The sequence below is a fragment of the Enterobacter cloacae complex sp. S3 genome, from assembly GCF_014930495.1.
GTDB classification, from domain to species: Bacteria; Pseudomonadota; Gammaproteobacteria; order Enterobacterales; family Enterobacteriaceae; genus Enterobacter; species Enterobacter asburiae_B.
In genome coordinates, this window is the sequence record NZ_JADBRD010000019.1 from 136,898 (window position 1) to 153,883 (window position 16,986).

Below are 16,986 nucleotides of genomic sequence, written 5' to 3' on the forward strand. Positions count from 1 at the left end.
CTTCAGGTGTTAGTGTCCTTAGGATGTGGGGGTTCGAGTCCCCCCCCTCGCACCAATTATCTTACATCCCTTCTGAAGTTCCCCTTGTTTTTCCCTGTTATTTCAAACTCATCAGTATCACCAGAATTCCACTGACCAGTGCTACGCATGATGGCAGTAAAACAAAGTGGCGAAGCTGCTTATGCCAGATCATGCCTGACGTGACTAACAGTCCTGACACAATGATCGCTTTCCAGGTATCAAGGGAGAGATCGGCAAACATCAACCCGCCGAGAATGGCTCCCGGTAGCAATACCCCCCAACCACTGCCAAGCGCCCTGTTCAACATGATCTGCCCTCTCACAACGATAATGATAACCAATATCATATGACACAGATTATCATTTGTCAGCTGAATGAATCAAAATCCATCGACCTTTACCTTTCCCGTAATGACAGGAATTGCCTAAGGTGATAAATTGCACACCTGTTAACAACATCTAAAGATTTTCTGATAATTACTCTTTGAGTTTTTTGCATGTTTTATTGCGAAACAGCACCTACTTATTTGTTTTAATTAAATTTTAATAAAAACGCACGACTATGACATCACAATCCTGGCGGTCTTTGGTTCACAGAAAATATAAATTGTCGTTACGTTTATTTTTATTTCTGAACGCAACCTCGGCAGTGTTCTCGGTAACAAATCCGCTCAATTCTGTACGCCTGTTATCTGCCCCACTTATTGCTATTTTCTCCATCAGCACCGGCCTGTTCGTCTGGCACTGGAGAAAGCGCGCGCGGAAGATAAATATTCCCGTTGTTTCAGGTATCTTCGGTATTTTGTGGGCCTGGCAAATTGAGTCTAAATTCGCCTTAATTACCCACGACCACGCGACGTATTTGTTAATCGCTCTATTAACGGTACTTTTTATCGGAACGCTGGCATTCGCGAGTAATATCAAAGCATTTACGCTGCACTCATTGCCTACCTTTATTGTCTGCCTGTGGCTAAGCGATCACGATATATGGCTGAGAATGACCTATTCTTTCGCACTTCCTGTGGTGGCAATTGCTATTCATAACATTTTGCAAACGCGTAACGACCGTTTCGCTCAGGAATTGCTCTCGCGCCTGTTGGAAGAGCGAGAAACCCTTACCGATCTCAGCATGATGGACCCGCTTACCGGGCTCTATAATCGTCGCGGTCTGCAAAGCCGTCTGGAGAACCTGCCGACGGTAGAAAATGGCGAGCACTTTGTCCTGCTGATGGATATCGATCACTTCAAAGCCTATAACGATCACTATGGCCATATGATGGGCGATCAGGCGCTGAAGCGCGTCTCTGCGGCAATCCGCGACGCCGTGCGTTCTCGCGATATTGTGGCGCGTTTTGGCGGAGAAGAGTTCATGGTGCTGCTGACCAATATTTCACTCGAACATGCTCGCCAGACGGCCGAGCGGATCCGTCAGAAAGTCTACGATTTGAAAATCCCGCATCTGTTTAACGAGAGTGTCGCGACAAACGTCACCATCAGCATTGGTATTGCCATTTTCGAGGATGAAGACGTGGAAGGCGCGCTGGAAAAAGCGGACAAAGCCCTCTACGAAGCAAAGCATATGGGGCGCAATAACATTCTGTTAAGTGAAGAGCTGCAGACGGCATAAACATCACGGCGGTGTCTTAAAGACAAAAGTCTTGCCATTGATATGAGCAATAGTTAGGATTGGCAATCATTATCATTTAGATTTCTATCTATACTATGGCTACGCATACCGCACACATCGTCGAACCCCTCCTCTGGCGAGCGCCCCTCACCAGCGGGAATGCTTCGCTTGCGGATGCCATACGGGATAAGATTGCGGAGACGCGCGCCCACCTGCTGGATTTTATCCGCCTTGATGAAGCGCACCCGAACCACGCCATGACGCTCTCAGAGTGGCGTCAACCGACAAAACTGCAGTCGCTGCTGGCCACCTATTCCGACCATATCTATCGCAATCAGCCCACTCTTACGCGGGAAAATAAACCACTGCTCTCTCTCTGGGCGCAGTGGTATATCGGGCTGATGGTGCCTCCCCTCATGCTGGCGCTGTTAACCCAGAAGAGCATGCTGGAACTCTCGCCGGATAATTTCCACGTCGAGTTTCACGAAACCGGGCGCGCAGCCTGTTTCTGGATTGATCTGCACGAAGACCAGAACGCGGAACGCCTGACGGCTCAGGAACGCATGGAGCAGCTTATCACCCAGGCCCTGATCCCGGTCGTGGACGCGCTTGAAGCGACGGGAGAGATTAACGCGAAGCTTATCTGGAGCAATACGGGCTATTTAATCCACTGGTATTTAACGGAAATGAAGCCTCTGCTTGGTGATGAGAACGTTGATGCCCTGCGTCAGTCCTGTTTCTTTGCAAAACAGCTTTCCGATGGCCGTGACAACCCGTTATTCCGTACCGTCGTGCTCCGTGATGGACTTCTGGTTCGCCGCACCTGCTGCCAGCGCTATCGCCTGCCGGACGTTAAGCAGTGCGGGGACTGCACGCTGAAATAATCGGCCATGGCCTGATGCCCTCATCCTGCCCCTCTCCCTCAGGGAGAGGGAACAAACACTAAAAACGGCAACCTGAGTTGCCGTTTTGCTTTAACCTAAGCCACCTGCTGATTGTCCTCTTCCGCGTTACGCTGTGCTTCTTCCGCTTCCTGCTCCAGCAGCTGTTTCTCGTACACTTTGAAGAACGGGAAGTAGATGATTGCCGATACGCAGGCCAGAACCACAACCAGAATAGCCGCGCGGAAATCCCAGCCCAGAGCCCACGCTGCGCCTATTGGCGCCGGTGCCGTCCAGGGAACCACTGAGATGACGCGGCCAATCAGGTCAAACGTCATCGCCGCCCAGGCTAGCACGGCATTTACCATCGGTGCCAGCAGGAACGGAATAAAGAACACCGGGTTCATCACGATTGGCGTACCGAAGATAACGGGTTCATTGATGTTGAAGAAGCTGGGTACCACGCTCAAACGCCCGATAGAGCGTAAATGCGCTGAACGGCTACGCAGATAGCAAATGACCAGCCCCATCGTGGCGCCCGACCCGCCAATCACGATAAAGAACGTCCAGAACGCCTCCATAAAAATATGCGGCAGAGGCTGACTGGCGGCCAGCGCGGTCTGGTTCGCACCCAGGTTAGTCAGCCAGAACATCTGCAGCATCCCGGAGACGATGGCGGCTCCGTGGATCCCGGCGAACCACAGCAGATGACCAATCAACACGGCCAGCAGGATCGCAGGCAGGGAATCCGCTGCGGAAACCAGAGGTTTAAAGACCGACATAATGGCCTGCGGGATCAGCATGCCGAACTGAGACTGAATGAGCAGGCTCAAAGGATAAAGCGTCAACACCACTACCAGTACCGGAATCAGCAGATCAAACGAGTTTTTGATCATCGGAGGAACCTGGTCTGGCAGGCGAATACCGATGTTATGCGCCTTGAGAAAACGCATCATCTCAACGCAGTAGATCGCCACCAGAATCGCGGTAAAAATGCCCGTCCCACCCAGGCTATCGACAGGCAGCGTGCCTTTGGTTTTCGGTGCCGCGACCAGCAGAAACGCCATCAGCGACAGCATGGCGCACATAAACGGGTCTAACTGGTGTGATTTGACATAATGTTTGCCAAGGTTATAGGCGATGGCCGCACAGATATAAATGGACATAATGCCCATCGTCATATCAAACGGCGTCAGGATTTGGCCTTCAAACTGCTTCGCCATATCCAGCCAGGCTCGGGCGAAACCCCAGGTGGTATCCGGCGAAAACGGCGGGTATGCGAACACTAACAGAAACGAACCCACAATCATAAATGGCATCGCAGAGATAAACCCATCACGGATAGCCATGACATGACGCTGGGAAGAGATCCGCCCGGCAATCGGGCTCACGTAATTTTCAACAAAACGGAATATCAGGTTAAACGCAGCATGGTTGGCAGACATGGCAGATCTCCTGTCAGACGTTTGTTACGGGCACATTTGCGCCGCACGTTGTTCCATAAATCACCTTCACAACCTTGCTGGCTTGTGGACCAGTGGTACTGCTCAGACGAAATGGTTTCATAATTTGCTCTTATTATTGGATACAGGGGACGTTACGTACTCAGTATTAATCGACGCATCACGCTCTGCAACCGGTTACTGTAACCGGTTTCCGTGATTGTGAAGAGGATCCAGAAATCAGCCGTTCGGGATATTTGTTACTGAAGAGATATTTACAGAGCATAAATTCTTATGACAGATTACGCAGGATATTTGTCAGGAGGAAACAATGAGTTTGCAGTCTGTACAGCAGTTTTTTGCCGACAACGCGCCGGATATAGACGTCATTGAACTTAGTCAGAGTACCGCTACCGTTGCGTTGGCTGCTGCCGCCCATCGTGTTGAACCGGGGCAAATCGCCAAGACCTTGTCATTAAAGGTGAAAAATGAGGTGATACTGGTGGTGGCGAAAGGCGATGCGCGCCTGGATAACAAAAAGCTGAAAGATACGTTTGGTGCAAAAGCGCGCATGCTCAGCAGTGATGAAGTGGTGACCATCACAGGTCACCCCGTTGGCGGCGTGTGCCCGTTCGGCCTTGAAAACCCGCTCGCGGTTTACTGCGATATCTCATTAAAGCAGTACGCCGAAGTTCTGCCCGCAGCAGGCGCAATTCACAGTGCCGTGCGTATTTCACCTGACAGAATGGCAGAGCTGACTTCCGCAAAATGGGTTGATGTTTGCATCTGATTGATGCGCCAGAGCCTGTCTGGCGCGCAACAGACAGGTTATAAAAAAGTCGGCTTGCTGAGTATCGAACTTCGCGGTTCTCTTGCCGAAAGGTGGGTAATAATATCCGCCGCATCGAGCAGCCCTACGTCAGAGTTCACCCCCAGCTTGACCATCGCATTAAACTTATGCGCCCGGATGGTCTTAATATTGCGTTCAAGCTGTGCCGCGATTTGAGGAATGGAATAGCCGCAAGACATATAACGCAATATTGCCCGTTCCGTTGGGCTTAACATTCTGCTTTGACTCTGGTACCAGTGATTCATCATATTGTCATTGATGCGCAGGGTTTCGCTCAGCAACACCATGAGTTCCTTCTGCAGGAGCTCAAGCTTCAGCGATTTACTGACCACACCGTGAAGGCGTGACGGGGAAAGATGGCTAATCAATCTTGCTTCCATCTCATCAGCGACCAGGATAATGCGCTGGATGTGGCCATGCGTAAAGGCAAAATCCCGCAGGTGCGCCAGGCAGCTACGACGGTCGTCTCGTGCATCGGAATATGAATAGATCAGCGAGAAAAAATTGACGTGCTGAAGTGCTTTCTGAAAGCTGTCAAATTCACTAAACAGATGCAGTTGATAATGATTCAGGCCGGGCATCGCAAAAAGATGCTGCAGCCCAACAGCACTCATCGTGCAATTTTCGACGATGGCGATATGTCTTGTTGAATCGGTTTTTTCCATTCCTCGAACTCTCCATAGGCTGACATCAAACTCAGCTCTCGCATTCCCTGTGTACTGTTTATCCAGGCGTACATATCGGCATTACTGCGTAAAGACAGCCGTCGCATCGCACTGTTTTTCTGCGCACTGACGGTTTTATTGCTTTTCTTAAGCAATGAGGCGATTTGGTTAATCCCCCATCCTTTACCTAACAGTCGCAAAACTTTGCGTTCGGAGTGCGTAAGGGCAATAACGTTTTCGTCTTCGTCCCCCGTACTTTGAGGTTCAGGGGCTAACAACGTCTGGCTTACCCGCTCTGCGCGTTCACTACCTGCCCGAATAGCGTTAACCAGGCCTTCAATGGGTTCCATATCAGAAAGCAACGTACTTTCCGGGCGCACAAGTAGCTCAACGGCAATAGGGTTAAGCGGCCGCGAAACTAAAAAGATCCAGTGAATGTTCCGGTATTGATTCAATAAATTGAAATACTCTTCGAGCGCGCCCCGAGGATTCCAGTATTCGCCTGTAATATCAGCAATGATGACGTCAGCGCGGCGTAGCTGGAGCAGTGTTAACTCCTGCAATGAGCTGCAATAGGTCAATTCAAAATCGGGGAAATGGCGAGTCATTACGCCCCCCAACCCGTTTTGCATGACCGGTATCCGGCTAATGATAACGCTATGCTTACCGTGCAAAGACAACATAGACCCTCCATGTCCATTCTTCATGTGATGAGTAACGTTAAAATGCATCAACGTATGAGTATTTTCGTCCCTGAGTGTAAAGCAGGTTAATACAAGCAGAAGATGAGATGTATTCTTAGTTTAAGAAATACCTAAACAGCAGTAATATCTCACAAAGCGAAATTAAATTTAATTGCAGTGTCATTAAAATAACTACAATATAAAATTAGAATAACTAAATATATATAACTTATCTTTCAATAATTATAATTCACCAGAATGATGAATTAATCCCAACCCCTCCCGCACTTAGGGGCTGCAACTGTTTGCATAAACCTTGATCTGGCCCACAGCAAGAGGCACTGCACTTTGTGCTAAAAGTAATCGCTATGGGCCAACCGGCAACTTTCCACCTTCTTCAGGACAATACATGCAGGCAGATCGGTCAACGCAGCGTGCTATCACGCGGCTATGTATTCAGTGCGGTCTTTTTCTGCTCCAGCACGGCGCGGAAAGCGCGCTGGTTGAGGAGCTTTCCACCCGGCTGGGACTGGCGCTGGGTATGGATAGCGTTGAAAGCGCTATTTCATCTAATGCCATCGTGCTGACCACGATCAAAGACGGCCAGTGCCTGACCTCCACCCGCAAAAACCATGATCGCGGCATTAACATGCATGTCGTGACCGAAGTGCAGCACATCGTCATCCTTGCTGAACATAAGCTTCTCGATCTTCGGGAGATTGAAAAACGGTTCAGCCAAATTAAGCCATTGCGTTATCCGCGCTGGCTTGTCGTGGTGATGGTAGGGCTGTCTTGCGCCTGCTTTTGTAAGCTCAATAAAGGCGGCTGGGACGGCGCGATCGTCACCTTTTTCGCCAGCAGTATCGCCATGTATGTTCGCCAGCTGCTGACGCACCGGCAGCTGCATCCGCAAATTAACTTCTGCATTACCGCGTTTGTCGCCACCACGGTTTCCGGCCTGCTGCTGCGCCTGCCGCAGTTTGCCACTACCCCGACGATTGCCATGGCCGCCAGCGTGCTTCTGCTTGTTCCGGGCTTTCCGTTGATCAACGCCGTTGCCGACATGTTTAAAGGACACATCAATACCGGTCTGGCACGCTGGGCTATTGCCAGCCTGCTGACGCTGGCGACCTGCATCGGCGTTGTGATGGCCATGACACTCTGGGGGTTACGCGGATGGGCGTGATAGATTTTCTGCTGGCGCTGGCACAGGACATGCTTCTGGCCGCCATTCCTGCCGTCGGCTTTGCGATGGTGTTTAACGTTCCGCAACGCGCTCTGCGATGGTGTGCGCTGCTGGGCGCGATTGGCCATGGCTCGCGAATGGTGATGATGACCGCAGGATTTAACATCGAATGGTCGACATTTATGGCCTCCATGCTGGTTGGCAGTATCGGCATTCAGTGGTCGCGCTGGTATCTGGCGCATCCCAAGGTGTTCACCGTCGCCGCCGTGATCCCAATGTTCCCCGGCATATCTGCCTATACGGCGATGATTTCCGCGGTGAAAATCAGCCACTTTGGCTACACCGAGCCTCAGATGATCCTTCTCCTGAGCAACTTTCTTAAGGCGTCGTCCATCGTCGGCGCGCTCTCTATCGGGCTGTCGATCCCCGGGCTGTGGCTGTACCGCAAACGCCCACGCGTTTGATATTTGTGTTATTTCGCTGCCATGGAGATAATCTTTCTGGTCCGTTTGGTGAAAATAAGGAAAGGATGTGGCTAACCCTGGCAGCGAACACCCCGAGCACAGCGAAGAATCCAGCCTGAAAGAGAAAATTTTTCAGAGCGCCATCGCGCTTTTTGCCGAGTATGGATTGAACGGTGCCCGCATGGAGCAGATCGCGGAGAAAGCGGGTACCACCAAACGCATGGTGGTTTATCATTTTAAGAATAAAGAGAATCTCTATCTCCTGGTTCTGGAACATGTTTACACCCAGATTCGCGCCAGTGAAAAAGCGCTAAGCCTGGCGGGAATGCCCCCCGTCGAAGCGCTGGTCAACCTGGTTGAAGCCACCTTTGACTATCATGCCGACCACCCGGACTACATCCGGATTATCTGCATGGAAAACATGCAGCGGGGCCGCTTTATGCAGCAGTCGAGCTATCTTCGCCAGGTTAACCGTAGCGCGCTAGACCTGCTGGAGGGCATCCTGCTCCGGGGCAAAGAAAAGCAGCTCTTCAGCCAGACGGTTGACGCCCGCGATCTTCACCGCCTGATAAGCAGCTTCAGCTTTCACTACGTTGCCAACAGCTACACCTTCACGCTCCTGTTTGAAGACGGGGCGGACGAACAGGCTCAGCGCCAGCACTACCGCAAAATGGCCGTTCAGGTGGCGCTCCGCTACACCTGCCCATAAAATTGCTTGCAATTAAATCGCACACTATCTATATTCATCTTATGAACGCGAAAACGAACGACGCAACCGCTGCGCTCAAGCTGGATAACCAGCTCTGCTTTGCTCTCTATTCGGCAAATCTGGCGCTTAATAAGCTATACCGGCAACTGCTGGCACCGCTGAACCTGACTTACCCGCAATATCTGGTGATGCTGGTGCTGTGGGAGCAGGATGACGTCACGGTGTCGGACATCGGCGAACGCCTGTTTCTGGACTCTGCAACCCTGACGCCGCTGTTAAAACGGCTGGAAAGCGGTGGGTTAATCAACCGCCACCGTTCGCGCAAAGACGAACGTCAGGTCGCCGTCACCCTGAGTGAAGCGGGACGTGAACTGCAGCAGCAGGCATTGGGTATTCCCCATGCGGTGGGTTGCGCAGCGCAGTGTGATACCGACACTTTGCTGGCGCTCAAACAGCAGCTCGAACTTTTGCGACAACAGCTACACCGCGCGTAAAGCTATACTTTACGCGTGATTATTACCCATATATATCGCACGCTATTTAATAGCACACATTAAAGCAAGATGAGGAACCTGCCATGTCTTTAGAAAAAGTAGTGTATACCGCCAAAGCAAAAGCAACCGGTGGCCGTGACGGCCGCGCGACCTCTTCCGATGGCGTACTGGACGTAAAACTGGGCGTGCCAAAAGAGATGGGCGGCATGGGCGGAGAAGTGACGAACCCTGAGCAGCTATTTGCTGCGGGCTACTCTGCCTGCTTCCTGGGCGCGATGAAGTTCGTGGCCGCACGCGACAAATTCACCCTGCCAAAAGATGCCTTTATTGAAGGCGAAGTGGGTATTGGACCGCTGCCTACCGGTTTTGGTATCGAGGCAAAACTGAACATCCACGTTGAGGGTATGGATCCCGCGGAAGCCAAAAAGCTGGTCGATGCGGCGCACATTGTTTGCCCGTACTCTAACGCGACCCGCGGCAACATCGACGTGACCCTGAATATCATCGCGTGATAAATACCTGATGGCGCTGTGCTTTTCAGGTCTACGACCGTAGCCCCGGTAAGCGCAGCGCCACCGGGGAAATCCCCTCCTTCCCTTTCCTCTCTCTGTGCTACCATAAGCCCATATCACGCCCGTAGTAATCAGTAGAGTAAGCGTTATGTCCTCCAGAATTCTGACCACCAGCATTGCTGGCATTGATGCCTTTATGCGCGACCCACGCGGTGTGTTGACCCATGCCGAAGGCGGCACGGTTGCGGTTTTTGCCGACAACGCGCCGGCGTTCTACGCAATCACGCCGGAACGCCTGGCACAGCTTCTGGAGATTGAAGCGCAACTGTCACGCCCGGCGAGCGATATCACGCTGGACAACCAGTTCTTTGATGAGCCGGTCAACGCCCCCGTGACCGTTCCGATGGGAAAATTTGCCCTGTACGCGGGCTGGCAGCCGGATGCGGATTTTCAGCGGCAGGCCGCGCTGTGGGGCATTGCGCTAACCCAGCCGGCCACCGCGGAAGAGCTCGCCGCGTTTACCGCCTGGTGGCAGGCGGAAGGTAAAGTCTTCACCCATATTCAATGGCAGCAAAAGCTCGCGCGTCATCTTCAAATTACCCGCGCCGGCAACAACGGCCAGCCCAAACGCGATATCAACGCGTTTTCCGAACCGGATAAACAGATCCCCAGCGGATTCCGAGGTGCGAAATGAAGAACGTCGGCGACCTGATGAAACGTCTGCAAAAAATGATGCCTGCCAACGTGAAGCCCGCGTTCACCACGGGCGAAGAGCTGCTGGCGTGGCAAAAAGAGCAAGGTGAGATCCGCGCCGCCGCGCTCGCCAGGGAAAACCGGGCGATGAAAATGCAGCGCACCTTTAACCGCTCCGGTATCCGTCCCCTGCACCAGAACTGCTCGTTCGATAACTATAAAGTCGAAACCAACGGACAAATGAACGCCCTTGCCGCCGCCCGTCAGTACGTGGATGAATTCGACGGCAATATCGCCAGCTTCATCTTTAGCGGCAAGCCGGGTACCGGAAAAAACCACCTTGCAGCCGCCATCTGCAACGAGCTGCTTCTGCGGGGTAAATCGGTTCTTATCATCACCGTGGCCGATATCATGTCCGCGATGAAAGACACCTTCAGCAACCGCGAAACCAGCGAAGAGCAATTGCTCAACGATCTGAGCAATGTCGATTTACTGGTCATCGACGAGATTGGCGTTCAGACAGAATCCCGCTATGAAAAAGTGATCATCAACCAGATTGTCGACCGCCGCTCCTCGTCCAAACGCCCCACCGGCATGCTGACGAACCACAATATCGACGAGATGACCCGCCTGCTGGGTGAACGCGTCATGGACCGCATGAAGCTGGGTAACAGTCTCTATGTCATCTTCGACTGGGAAAGTTACCGCAGCCGCGTTACCGGCAAAGAGTATTAAGACAGTTCCAGGAATCGCCACCTGGGCACAGGTATATACTGGAACCCCTTCGGCCCAAAACGGACCTTTTTGAGAGAGCCATGATGAAAAAACAGATTCTAATCAGCACCTTTTTAGGCGCGCTGCTGGTGACCGGCGCAGCGCAAGCGGCGTCCTGGCAGGAGTCCCTGTCAAGCGCGGCAAATGAGCTGACCAAAGAGAGCAGCAGCTCTCAGGGTGGACTCTCCGCCTCTTCCCTCACCAGCCTGCTGGGCAACAGCTCTCAGAGCCTTAGCGCGGGCACGATGAACAACGCGGCGGGGATTCTGGAATATTGCGCGAAGCAAAAGCTGGCCTCAGTGACCGACGCGAAAAACGTGAAAAACCAGGTGCTGGGTAAACTGGGTCTGGATACCCAGGAGCAAAAAGCGGACACCAACTATATGGACGGCATTCAGGGCCTGCTTAACGCGCAAAACGGGCAGCAGCTTAACCTGAGCACCCTCGGCAACTCTTCTCTGGCAAAACAGGTGAAAACCAAAGCCTGCGATCTGGTGCTGAAACAAGGCGTTAATTTCATCTCCTGATCCACCCCTTTTTCTGCCACAACACGCCGCGTTTAATGCGATAGTCTTGCAACGCGGCGCTAAACGAACGTTTTTCCCACCTGCCACCGTCTCAGCGTCCGTTTGTCAGGATGCGACCTTCTTCATAAAAACGATTTTCTAAACCAAATCCTAACAACAGCACACTTTCGTGACACTAAAATTGCAGCTTAACGACATCGCAATTACATTGTATGACCCAAAAAATAAACAGTTAGCCAGCGAAGCACCTGGCGTCATGAGGATATGCTGTTGTCAGAATTCATGTCTCTTATCCTTTTTCTGGCTTCTGTCGGCGTTTACGCCTGGAAAGCCGGCCGTCACACCTGGTGGTTTATCGCCACGCTGGTGGTACTCGGCATTTTTATTATTTTAAACATTACCTTATACGCCAGCGACTACTTTACCGGTGACGGTATTAACGATGCGGTGCTCTACACGCTAACGAACAGCCTGACGGGCGCGGGTGTGGGCAAGTACATTCTTCCGGGGCTCGGCCTTATCGTCGCGCTGGTGACGATTTTTGGCGCGCTGGCCTGGGTGCTGCGTCGACGTCGCCATCTTCCGCACCATCATGGCTACAGCCTGCTGGCGTTATTCCTGGCGCTGGCCTCCGTCGACGCCAGCCCGGCGTTCCATCAGATCACCGAGCTGGTGAAATCCCAGTCGCGCGACGGCGATCCGGATTTCGCGGCTTACTACAAAGAACCGTCCAAAACGATCGCCAGCCCGAAGCTCAACCTGGTCTACATCTACGGTGAAAGCCTGGAACGCACGTACTTTGATAACGATGCCTTCCCGAACCTGACGCCAGACCTGGGCGCGCTGAAAAACGAAGGGCTCGACTTCAGCCACACCATGCAGCTGCCGGGTACGGACTATACGATTGCCGGAATGGTTGCCTCCCAGTGCGGTATCCCGCTGTTCGCGCCTTTTGAAGGTAACGCCTCAGCCTCGATGTCGACGTTCTTCCCCCAGAATATTTGCCTCGGCGATATCCTGAAAAACTCCGGCTACGAAAACTATTTTGTGCAGGGGGCAAACCTGCGCTTTGCCGGAAAAGACGTGTTCCTGAAATCCCACGGTTTTGACCACCTGTATGGCTCAGAAGAGTTAAAAACGACGGTTGCCGATCCGAGCTACCGTAACGACTGGGGCTTCTATGACGATACGGTACTCAACGAAACCTGGAAGAAATTCGAGGAGCTTTCCCGCGCGGGCAAGCGTTTCTCCCTCTTTGCGCTGACGGTGGACACCCACCATCCGGACGGGTTCGTCTCGCGCAGCTGCAAACGCAAAAGCTATGACGTGGATGGCAAAAACAACACGTCTTTCAGCGCCGTGACCTGCAGCCAGGAGCACATTGCCGCGCTGGTCGAGAAAATCAAAGCCTCGCCCTGGTTTAAAAACACGGTCATCGTCGTTTCGTCTGACCATCTGGCGATGAAAAACAGCGCATGGGATCGGCTCAACAAGCAGGATCGCAGCAACCTGTTCTTCGTCCTGCGCGGCGACCAGCCGCAGCAGGAGGTCATCGCCACCAAACGCAACTCCATGGATAACGGCGCAACCGTGCTGGACATTCTGGGCGGCGACAACTTTATTGGCCTGGGCCGCAGCACGCTGTCGGGGCAATCCCTGTCGGAAGTGTTCCTCAACATGAAGGATAAAATCCTCGCCTGGAAGCCAGACATTATCCGCCTGTGGAACTTCCCGAAAGAGATGAAGGACTTCACCGTCGATCGGGATAAAAACACGATTGCCTTCTCGGGCAGCAGCTTCCGTCTACCGCTGCTGGTGCGCGTGTCGGCGGGGCGCGTCGAGCCGCTGCCGGAAAGCGAATATTCCGCGCCGCTGCGCTATCAGCTGGCAGATTTTGCCCCACGCGATAATTTCGTCTGGGTCGACAGATGTTACAAGATGGGCCAGCTCTGGTCGCAGCCGCTGGCGCTTTCTACCGACTGGTGCGTCTCTCAGGGTCAGCTCGGCGGGGAGCAAACCGTACAGCACGTGGATAAAGCCCAGTGGAAAGGCAAAACCGCGTTTAACGATACGGTGATTGATACCGCGCGCTATCAGCGTAACGTCGACATGCTGAAAATCAGCGATAACGACATTCGCTACAAAGCGGACAGCTTTATCTTTAACGTGGCCGGCGCGCCCGAGGAAGTGAAGCAGTTTAGCGGCATCTCGCGTCCGGAGTCCTGGGGGCGCTGGTCCAACGCGCAGCTGGGCAATGAGGTGAAAATTGAGTACGCCCATCCCCTGCCGGAACAATTCGACCTGGTGATCACCGCCAGAGCGTATGGCCCCAACGCTAACAAGCCCGTACCGGTTCGCGTGGGCAGCCAGGAGCAGATGCTGACGCTCGGGAACGACGTGAGCACGCACACGCTGCATTTTGAGAACCCATCGCGCAGCAATACCCTGGTGATCGTGCCGCCGGATCCGCAGTCCACCAATGAAGGGAATATTCTCGGCCATTCACCGCGCGAGCTCGGCATTGGCATGGTCGAAATTAAAATTGTGAGTCGCGCAGGCTAATGGTCGACCTTAACCTCACCGTCCGCCCCACGCGTCCCGGCGACGTTGCCTCCCTTCCCGCCATTGAACGCGCGGCGGGCGAGCGCTTTCGTGAAAGCCCGGATCTCGCCTGGCTTGCCGACGGTGAGGTTATTTCCGCTGAGCAGCACCTTGAATATGCCGAACGTGGGCTAAGCTGGCTGGCGCTGGCGAACGGCCAGCCCGTCGGGTTTATCCTCGCCGAGGCCCACCCTTCATCACTGTTTATTGTCGAACTCTCGGTTGATCTGGACTGGCAGGGAAAAGGGATCGGCAGGCAGCTTATCGCCTGCGTGGCAGACCATGCCCGCACGCTGGGGCTGGCGTCGCTGACGTTGACGACGTTCAGGGACGTACCGTGGAACGCGCCGTTCTATGCAAAGCTGGGGTTTGAATACGTAGCTGAACTCACGCCTGAACTGCGTGAAAAACGTGAAGAAGAAGCAGCGCACGGCTTAGCGTATAACTCCCGCTGTGCCATGCGTCTGCCGCTTTGATATCGCCCGGTGGCGCTGCGCTTACCGGGCCTGCAACAACCTTCCGTAGGCCGGCTAAGGCGTAGCCGCCACCCGGCACAACGCACAGGGTTAGAACGTTTCCCAGTTATCGCCTGAATCGGCCGTCGCGGTTTTACGCGCCATCACCGGCGTGGAAACCGCTTTAGCCGCAGCGAATTCGCGCGCTTTCATCTGCTCCTGCTGAATGCGGAATACCGCCACGGCCTGAGTCAGACGGCTCGCCTGCTCTTCCAGTGCGGCCGCCGCTGCGGCAGATTCCTCTACCAGCGAGGCGTTCTGCTGGGTCACGCGATCCATCTCAGCGACCGCCAGACCCACCTGGTCGATACCGCGGCTCTGCTCGTCAGACGCAGAGGCGATTTCACCCATGATGTCCGTTACGCGGGTCACCGCGTTCACGATCTCACCCATGGTTTCACCGGCGCTTTCTACCAGCGTTGAGCCCACTTCCACGCGGCCCACGGAGTCTTCAATCAGGCTCTTGATTTCGCGAGCCGCCTGGGCGCTGCGCTGGGCCAGGTTACGCACTTCACCTGCCACCACCGCAAAACCACGGCCCTGCTCGCCCGCACGCGCCGCTTCTACCGCCGCGTTCAGTGCCAGAATGTTGGTCTGGAAGGCAATGCCGTCGATCACGCTGATAATGTCGGCAATTTTCTGCGAACTACCCGCGATATCGCGCATGGTCTGCACCACGTTATCCACCACTTTGCCGCCTTTCTGCGCGGTTTCAGAAGCGCTCAGCGCAAGGTGGCTCGCCTGACGGGCGTTTTCGGCGTTCTGCTTAACGGTTGCCGTCAGCTGCTCCATGCTGGCAGCGGTCTCTTCCAGGGAAGCGGCCTGCTGTTCAGTACGGGAAGAGAGGTCGTTATTGCCCATCGCAATTTCGCTCGCGCCGCTGTAGATCGCGTTCGCGCCGTTACGCACGTCGCCGACGGTACGCACCAGCTCACTCTGCATATGGCGCAGCGAGTCGGCCAGTTCACCCATCTCGTTGGTGCCCTGAACCTCAATGCGCTTCACCAGGTCGCCGCTGGCGATATGGCGAATGTTGTCGATCAGACGATTCAGCGGAGAGATCAGCGTCTGCTTGATGTTGAGCCAGACGGCCACGATCACCACCAGCACGGCAATCAGGACGCTGATCAGCACCCAGATAGCCTGGCTGTAGGAGCTGTTGCTGTCTTCGACCGCCGTCTGATATAGCTTGTCGTTCTGCTGCAGGTAGCTCACATACTGCTTCTCAAAACCGTCCTGATAGCTCTGGGTCGGCTGGTCGAAGAAGGCGTTGATTTTGCCGGCACCCAGCAGCTGAATCAGCTCCGCCAGCGCACCGTGGTAAATATCATAGTTACGCTTGATCTCCATGGCATCCGCATCGCTTTGACGCGGATCGCGCGGCAGGGCTTCGTAGGCAGCCCAGTTTTTTTCCGCCTGTTTCAGAGACGTAGACGCGATTTGCATCAAATCGTTAACGGTCGCGCCGCTGCCGATATTGCTCTGATCCATCATGTAGCGGATACCCGCACGGTTCAGGGTATTACGGGTTTGCAGCAACGCTACCCAGCTGGCGTTCAGCGTGGATTGTTGCTGGCGAATGGTTTGCAGGACGGTGAAATTCTCTTTGTCATTCTTAAGGGCATTAAAGAAAAGACCACCGGACGTGAGTTGTAAAAGGCCAAATATCGCTAAAACCAGCATTAAGCTGGTGACAATCTTGATACGGTTTAACATGTTTTCTCTTTCCTCAGACAGATACAGAATTTTCGGCCTGGAAAGGGAAAACTTTACGAAAATCATCCTGGAATTTGTGGTTTTTACTCTTCTTCCCGCGCTGCGTTATGCCGGTTTCCGAGTTCAATAAACTCTTCCAGCAGCGCCGTCAGCTGTTTCATCTTCTCCGGCGTGTATTCCGCCTCGATCTGCTGATACGCCTCTTCGACCTGCGCCTGGGCGTGTTCATATAGCGCATTCCCCTCTTTGGTCAGCGACACGTACAGCTTGCGCTGGTCGTTCACCGGCTTTAGGCGCAGCACCAGGCCGTCGCGCTCCATACGCGTCAGGATGCCGGTCAGGCTCGGGCGAAGGATGCAGGTGCGAAACGCCAGATCGTGAAAATCCATCGACGGATGTTCAGCCAGCACGCGCACGATGCGCCACTGCTGCTCGGTCAGGTTATGGCGCTTCACGATCGGGCGGAAGTACGACATCGCCGCTTCCCGCGCCTGCAGCAGCGCGATGGTTAATGAATCATGCATAGCCTTTCCCCTTCCCATCATTAACAAGTAAACAATCCCTAAAAGATGATTTTATAAACAACACGTTTTCCGTCAAAAAGTCTAACAGAAACCCATCAATTTT

General features: G+C 53.6%; 19 protein-coding genes. 13 read left to right on the forward strand and 6 right to left on the reverse strand.

The genetic code is table 11. The features are described 5' to 3' along the window. Positions 1 to 97: 97 nt before the first annotated feature. A complete protein-coding gene (locus IM317_RS12430) occupies positions 98 to 367 on the reverse strand; it encodes a DUF1435 domain-containing protein (protein ID WP_032660829.1) in 270 nt (89 codons plus the stop codon). A 215-nt stretch (positions 368 to 582) separates the two neighbouring features. Between IM317_RS12430 and IM317_RS12435 the strand changes: the two genes are divergently transcribed. Both IM317_RS12435 and fhuF read left to right on the forward strand, forming a co-directional pair. Continuing rightward, positions 583 to 1,647, forward strand: coding sequence for a GGDEF domain-containing protein (locus IM317_RS12435; protein ID WP_033144571.1), 1,065 nt, complete (start codon positions 583 to 585; stop codon positions 1,645 to 1,647). Positions 1,648 to 1,742: 95 nt separating this feature from the next. Beyond that, positions 1,743 to 2,531 (forward strand): siderophore-iron reductase FhuF, encoded by a 789-nt coding sequence (gene fhuF, locus IM317_RS12440; protein WP_033144570.1) that lies wholly within the window; start codon positions 1,743 to 1,745, stop codon positions 2,529 to 2,531. A 95-nt stretch (positions 2,532 to 2,626) separates the two neighbouring features. On the opposite strand, the gene IM317_RS12445 is transcribed toward fhuF, so the two are convergent. After that, the gene (locus tag IM317_RS12445; RefSeq protein WP_023310306.1) at positions 2,627 to 3,973 is read right to left on the reverse strand and encodes a PTS sugar transporter subunit IIC; all 1,347 of its coding nucleotides are present in this window, start codon (positions 3,971 to 3,973) and stop codon (positions 2,627 to 2,629) included. A gap of 328 nt (positions 3,974 to 4,301) precedes the next feature. On the opposite strand from IM317_RS12445, the gene IM317_RS12450 reads away from it, so the two are divergent. Next, entirely contained in the window at positions 4,302 to 4,760 is a 459-nt protein-coding gene (locus IM317_RS12450; RefSeq protein ID WP_008502085.1) for a YbaK/EbsC family protein, read from the forward strand. 38 nt (positions 4,761 to 4,798) lie between these two features. Here the strand turns inward: IM317_RS12450 and bglJ are convergent, their stop codons facing one another. Then, complete coding sequence (gene bglJ, locus IM317_RS12455; RefSeq protein ID WP_033144569.1) at positions 4,799 to 5,434, reverse strand: DNA-binding transcriptional activator BglJ; 636 nt, start codon at positions 5,432 to 5,434, stop codon at positions 4,799 to 4,801. Further along, positions 5,431 to 6,168 (reverse strand): response regulator transcription factor, encoded by a 738-nt coding sequence (locus tag IM317_RS12460; RefSeq protein ID WP_033144568.1) that lies wholly within the window; start codon positions 6,166 to 6,168, stop codon positions 5,431 to 5,433. The genes bglJ and IM317_RS12460 overlap by 4 nt, the downstream gene beginning before the upstream one ends. A gap of 409 nt (positions 6,169 to 6,577) precedes the next feature. On the opposite strand from IM317_RS12460, the gene IM317_RS12465 reads away from it, so the two are divergent. From IM317_RS12465 to IM317_RS12510, 10 genes are all read left to right on the forward strand, one after another. After that, on the forward strand, positions 6,578 to 7,354 hold the full coding sequence (locus IM317_RS12465) for a threonine/serine exporter ThrE family protein (protein ID WP_023310303.1): 777 nt from the start codon (positions 6,578 to 6,580) through the stop codon (positions 7,352 to 7,354). After that, a complete protein-coding gene (locus tag IM317_RS12470; RefSeq protein ID WP_023310302.1) occupies positions 7,345 to 7,818 on the forward strand; it encodes a threonine/serine exporter in 474 nt (157 codons plus the stop codon). Before IM317_RS12465 ends, IM317_RS12470 begins: the two co-directional genes overlap by 10 nt. Before the next feature lie 67 nt (positions 7,819 to 7,885). After that, a complete protein-coding gene (locus IM317_RS12475) occupies positions 7,886 to 8,527 on the forward strand; it encodes a TetR family transcriptional regulator (RefSeq protein WP_033144567.1) in 642 nt (213 codons plus the stop codon). A 41-nt stretch (positions 8,528 to 8,568) separates the two neighbouring features. Beyond that, a complete protein-coding gene (locus tag IM317_RS12480; protein WP_033146484.1) occupies positions 8,569 to 9,021 on the forward strand; it encodes a MarR family winged helix-turn-helix transcriptional regulator in 453 nt (150 codons plus the stop codon). A gap of 83 nt (positions 9,022 to 9,104) precedes the next feature. Further along, positions 9,105 to 9,533 (forward strand): organic hydroperoxide resistance protein, encoded by a 429-nt coding sequence (locus IM317_RS12485; RefSeq protein ID WP_023310299.1) that lies wholly within the window; start codon positions 9,105 to 9,107, stop codon positions 9,531 to 9,533. 148 nt (positions 9,534 to 9,681) lie between these two features. Next, entirely contained in the window at positions 9,682 to 10,227 is a 546-nt protein-coding gene (gene dnaT / locus IM317_RS12490; RefSeq protein ID WP_033144566.1) for a primosomal protein DnaT, read from the forward strand. Then, positions 10,224 to 10,961: a DNA replication protein DnaC gene (gene dnaC / locus IM317_RS12495; RefSeq protein ID WP_023334409.1), complete on the forward strand. Its 738-nt coding sequence runs from the start codon at positions 10,224 to 10,226 to the stop codon at positions 10,959 to 10,961. The genes dnaT and dnaC overlap by 4 nt, the downstream gene beginning before the upstream one ends. Before the next feature lie 83 nt (positions 10,962 to 11,044). After that, entirely contained in the window at positions 11,045 to 11,527 is a 483-nt protein-coding gene (locus IM317_RS12500) for a DUF2501 domain-containing protein (protein ID WP_072196596.1), read from the forward strand. A gap of 270 nt (positions 11,528 to 11,797) precedes the next feature. Continuing rightward, complete coding sequence (opgB, locus tag IM317_RS12505; protein ID WP_033146483.1) at positions 11,798 to 14,089, forward strand: phosphatidylglycerol--membrane-oligosaccharide glycerophosphotransferase; 2,292 nt, start codon at positions 11,798 to 11,800, stop codon at positions 14,087 to 14,089. Continuing rightward, positions 14,089 to 14,604 (forward strand): GNAT family N-acetyltransferase, encoded by a 516-nt coding sequence (locus IM317_RS12510; RefSeq protein WP_033144564.1) that lies wholly within the window; start codon positions 14,089 to 14,091, stop codon positions 14,602 to 14,604. The genes opgB and IM317_RS12510 overlap by 1 nt, the downstream gene beginning before the upstream one ends. A 90-nt stretch (positions 14,605 to 14,694) precedes the next feature. Here the strand turns inward: IM317_RS12510 and tsr are convergent, their stop codons facing one another. Together tsr and hpaR are read right to left on the reverse strand one after the other, a co-directional pair. Beyond that, positions 14,695 to 16,359 carry a methyl-accepting chemotaxis protein gene (gene tsr / locus IM317_RS12515; RefSeq protein WP_033146482.1) on the reverse strand — a complete coding sequence of 555 codons (1,665 nt, stop codon included), beginning with the start codon at positions 16,357 to 16,359 and terminating at the stop codon, positions 14,695 to 14,697. 83 nt (positions 16,360 to 16,442) lie between these two features. Further along, on the reverse strand, positions 16,443 to 16,883 hold the full coding sequence (gene hpaR / locus IM317_RS12520; RefSeq protein WP_023334396.1) for a homoprotocatechuate degradation operon regulator HpaR: 441 nt from the start codon (positions 16,881 to 16,883) through the stop codon (positions 16,443 to 16,445). Between the last annotated feature and the right edge of the window lie 103 nt (positions 16,884 to 16,986).

Coding starts and splice junctions, on each gene's coding strand:
- hpaR (WP_023334396.1), bottom strand. CDS start 16,883: ATGCATGATTCATTAACCATCGCGCTGCTGCAGGCGCGGGAAGCGGCG.
- IM317_RS12430 (WP_032660829.1), bottom strand. CDS start 367: ATGATATTGGTTATCATTATCGTTGTGAGAGGGCAGATCATGTTGAAC.
- IM317_RS12500 (WP_072196596.1), top strand. CDS start 11,045: ATGAAAAAACAGATTCTAATCAGCACCTTTTTAGGCGCGCTGCTGGTG.
- IM317_RS12470 (WP_023310302.1), top strand. CDS start 7,345: ATGGGCGTGATAGATTTTCTGCTGGCGCTGGCACAGGACATGCTTCTG.
- IM317_RS12510 (WP_033144564.1), top strand. CDS start 14,089: ATGGTCGACCTTAACCTCACCGTCCGCCCCACGCGTCCCGGCGACGTT.
- IM317_RS12480 (WP_033146484.1), top strand. CDS start 8,569: ATGAACGCGAAAACGAACGACGCAACCGCTGCGCTCAAGCTGGATAAC.
- IM317_RS12450 (WP_008502085.1), top strand. CDS start 4,302: ATGAGTTTGCAGTCTGTACAGCAGTTTTTTGCCGACAACGCGCCGGAT.
- IM317_RS12435 (WP_033144571.1), top strand. CDS start 583: ATGACATCACAATCCTGGCGGTCTTTGGTTCACAGAAAATATAAATTG.
- IM317_RS12460 (WP_033144568.1), bottom strand. CDS start 6,168: ATGTTGTCTTTGCACGGTAAGCATAGCGTTATCATTAGCCGGATACCG.
- fhuF (WP_033144570.1), top strand. CDS start 1,743: ATGGCTACGCATACCGCACACATCGTCGAACCCCTCCTCTGGCGAGCG.
- IM317_RS12465 (WP_023310303.1), top strand. CDS start 6,578: ATGCAGGCAGATCGGTCAACGCAGCGTGCTATCACGCGGCTATGTATT.
- IM317_RS12445 (WP_023310306.1), bottom strand. CDS start 3,973: ATGTCTGCCAACCATGCTGCGTTTAACCTGATATTCCGTTTTGTTGAA.
- dnaC (WP_023334409.1), top strand. CDS start 10,224: ATGAAGAACGTCGGCGACCTGATGAAACGTCTGCAAAAAATGATGCCT.
- dnaT (WP_033144566.1), top strand. CDS start 9,682: ATGTCCTCCAGAATTCTGACCACCAGCATTGCTGGCATTGATGCCTTT.
- tsr (WP_033146482.1), bottom strand. CDS start 16,359: ATGTTAAACCGTATCAAGATTGTCACCAGCTTAATGCTGGTTTTAGCG.
- bglJ (WP_033144569.1), bottom strand. CDS start 5,434: ATGAGTGCTGTTGGGCTGCAGCATCTTTTTGCGATGCCCGGCCTGAAT.
- IM317_RS12485 (WP_023310299.1), top strand. CDS start 9,105: ATGTCTTTAGAAAAAGTAGTGTATACCGCCAAAGCAAAAGCAACCGGT.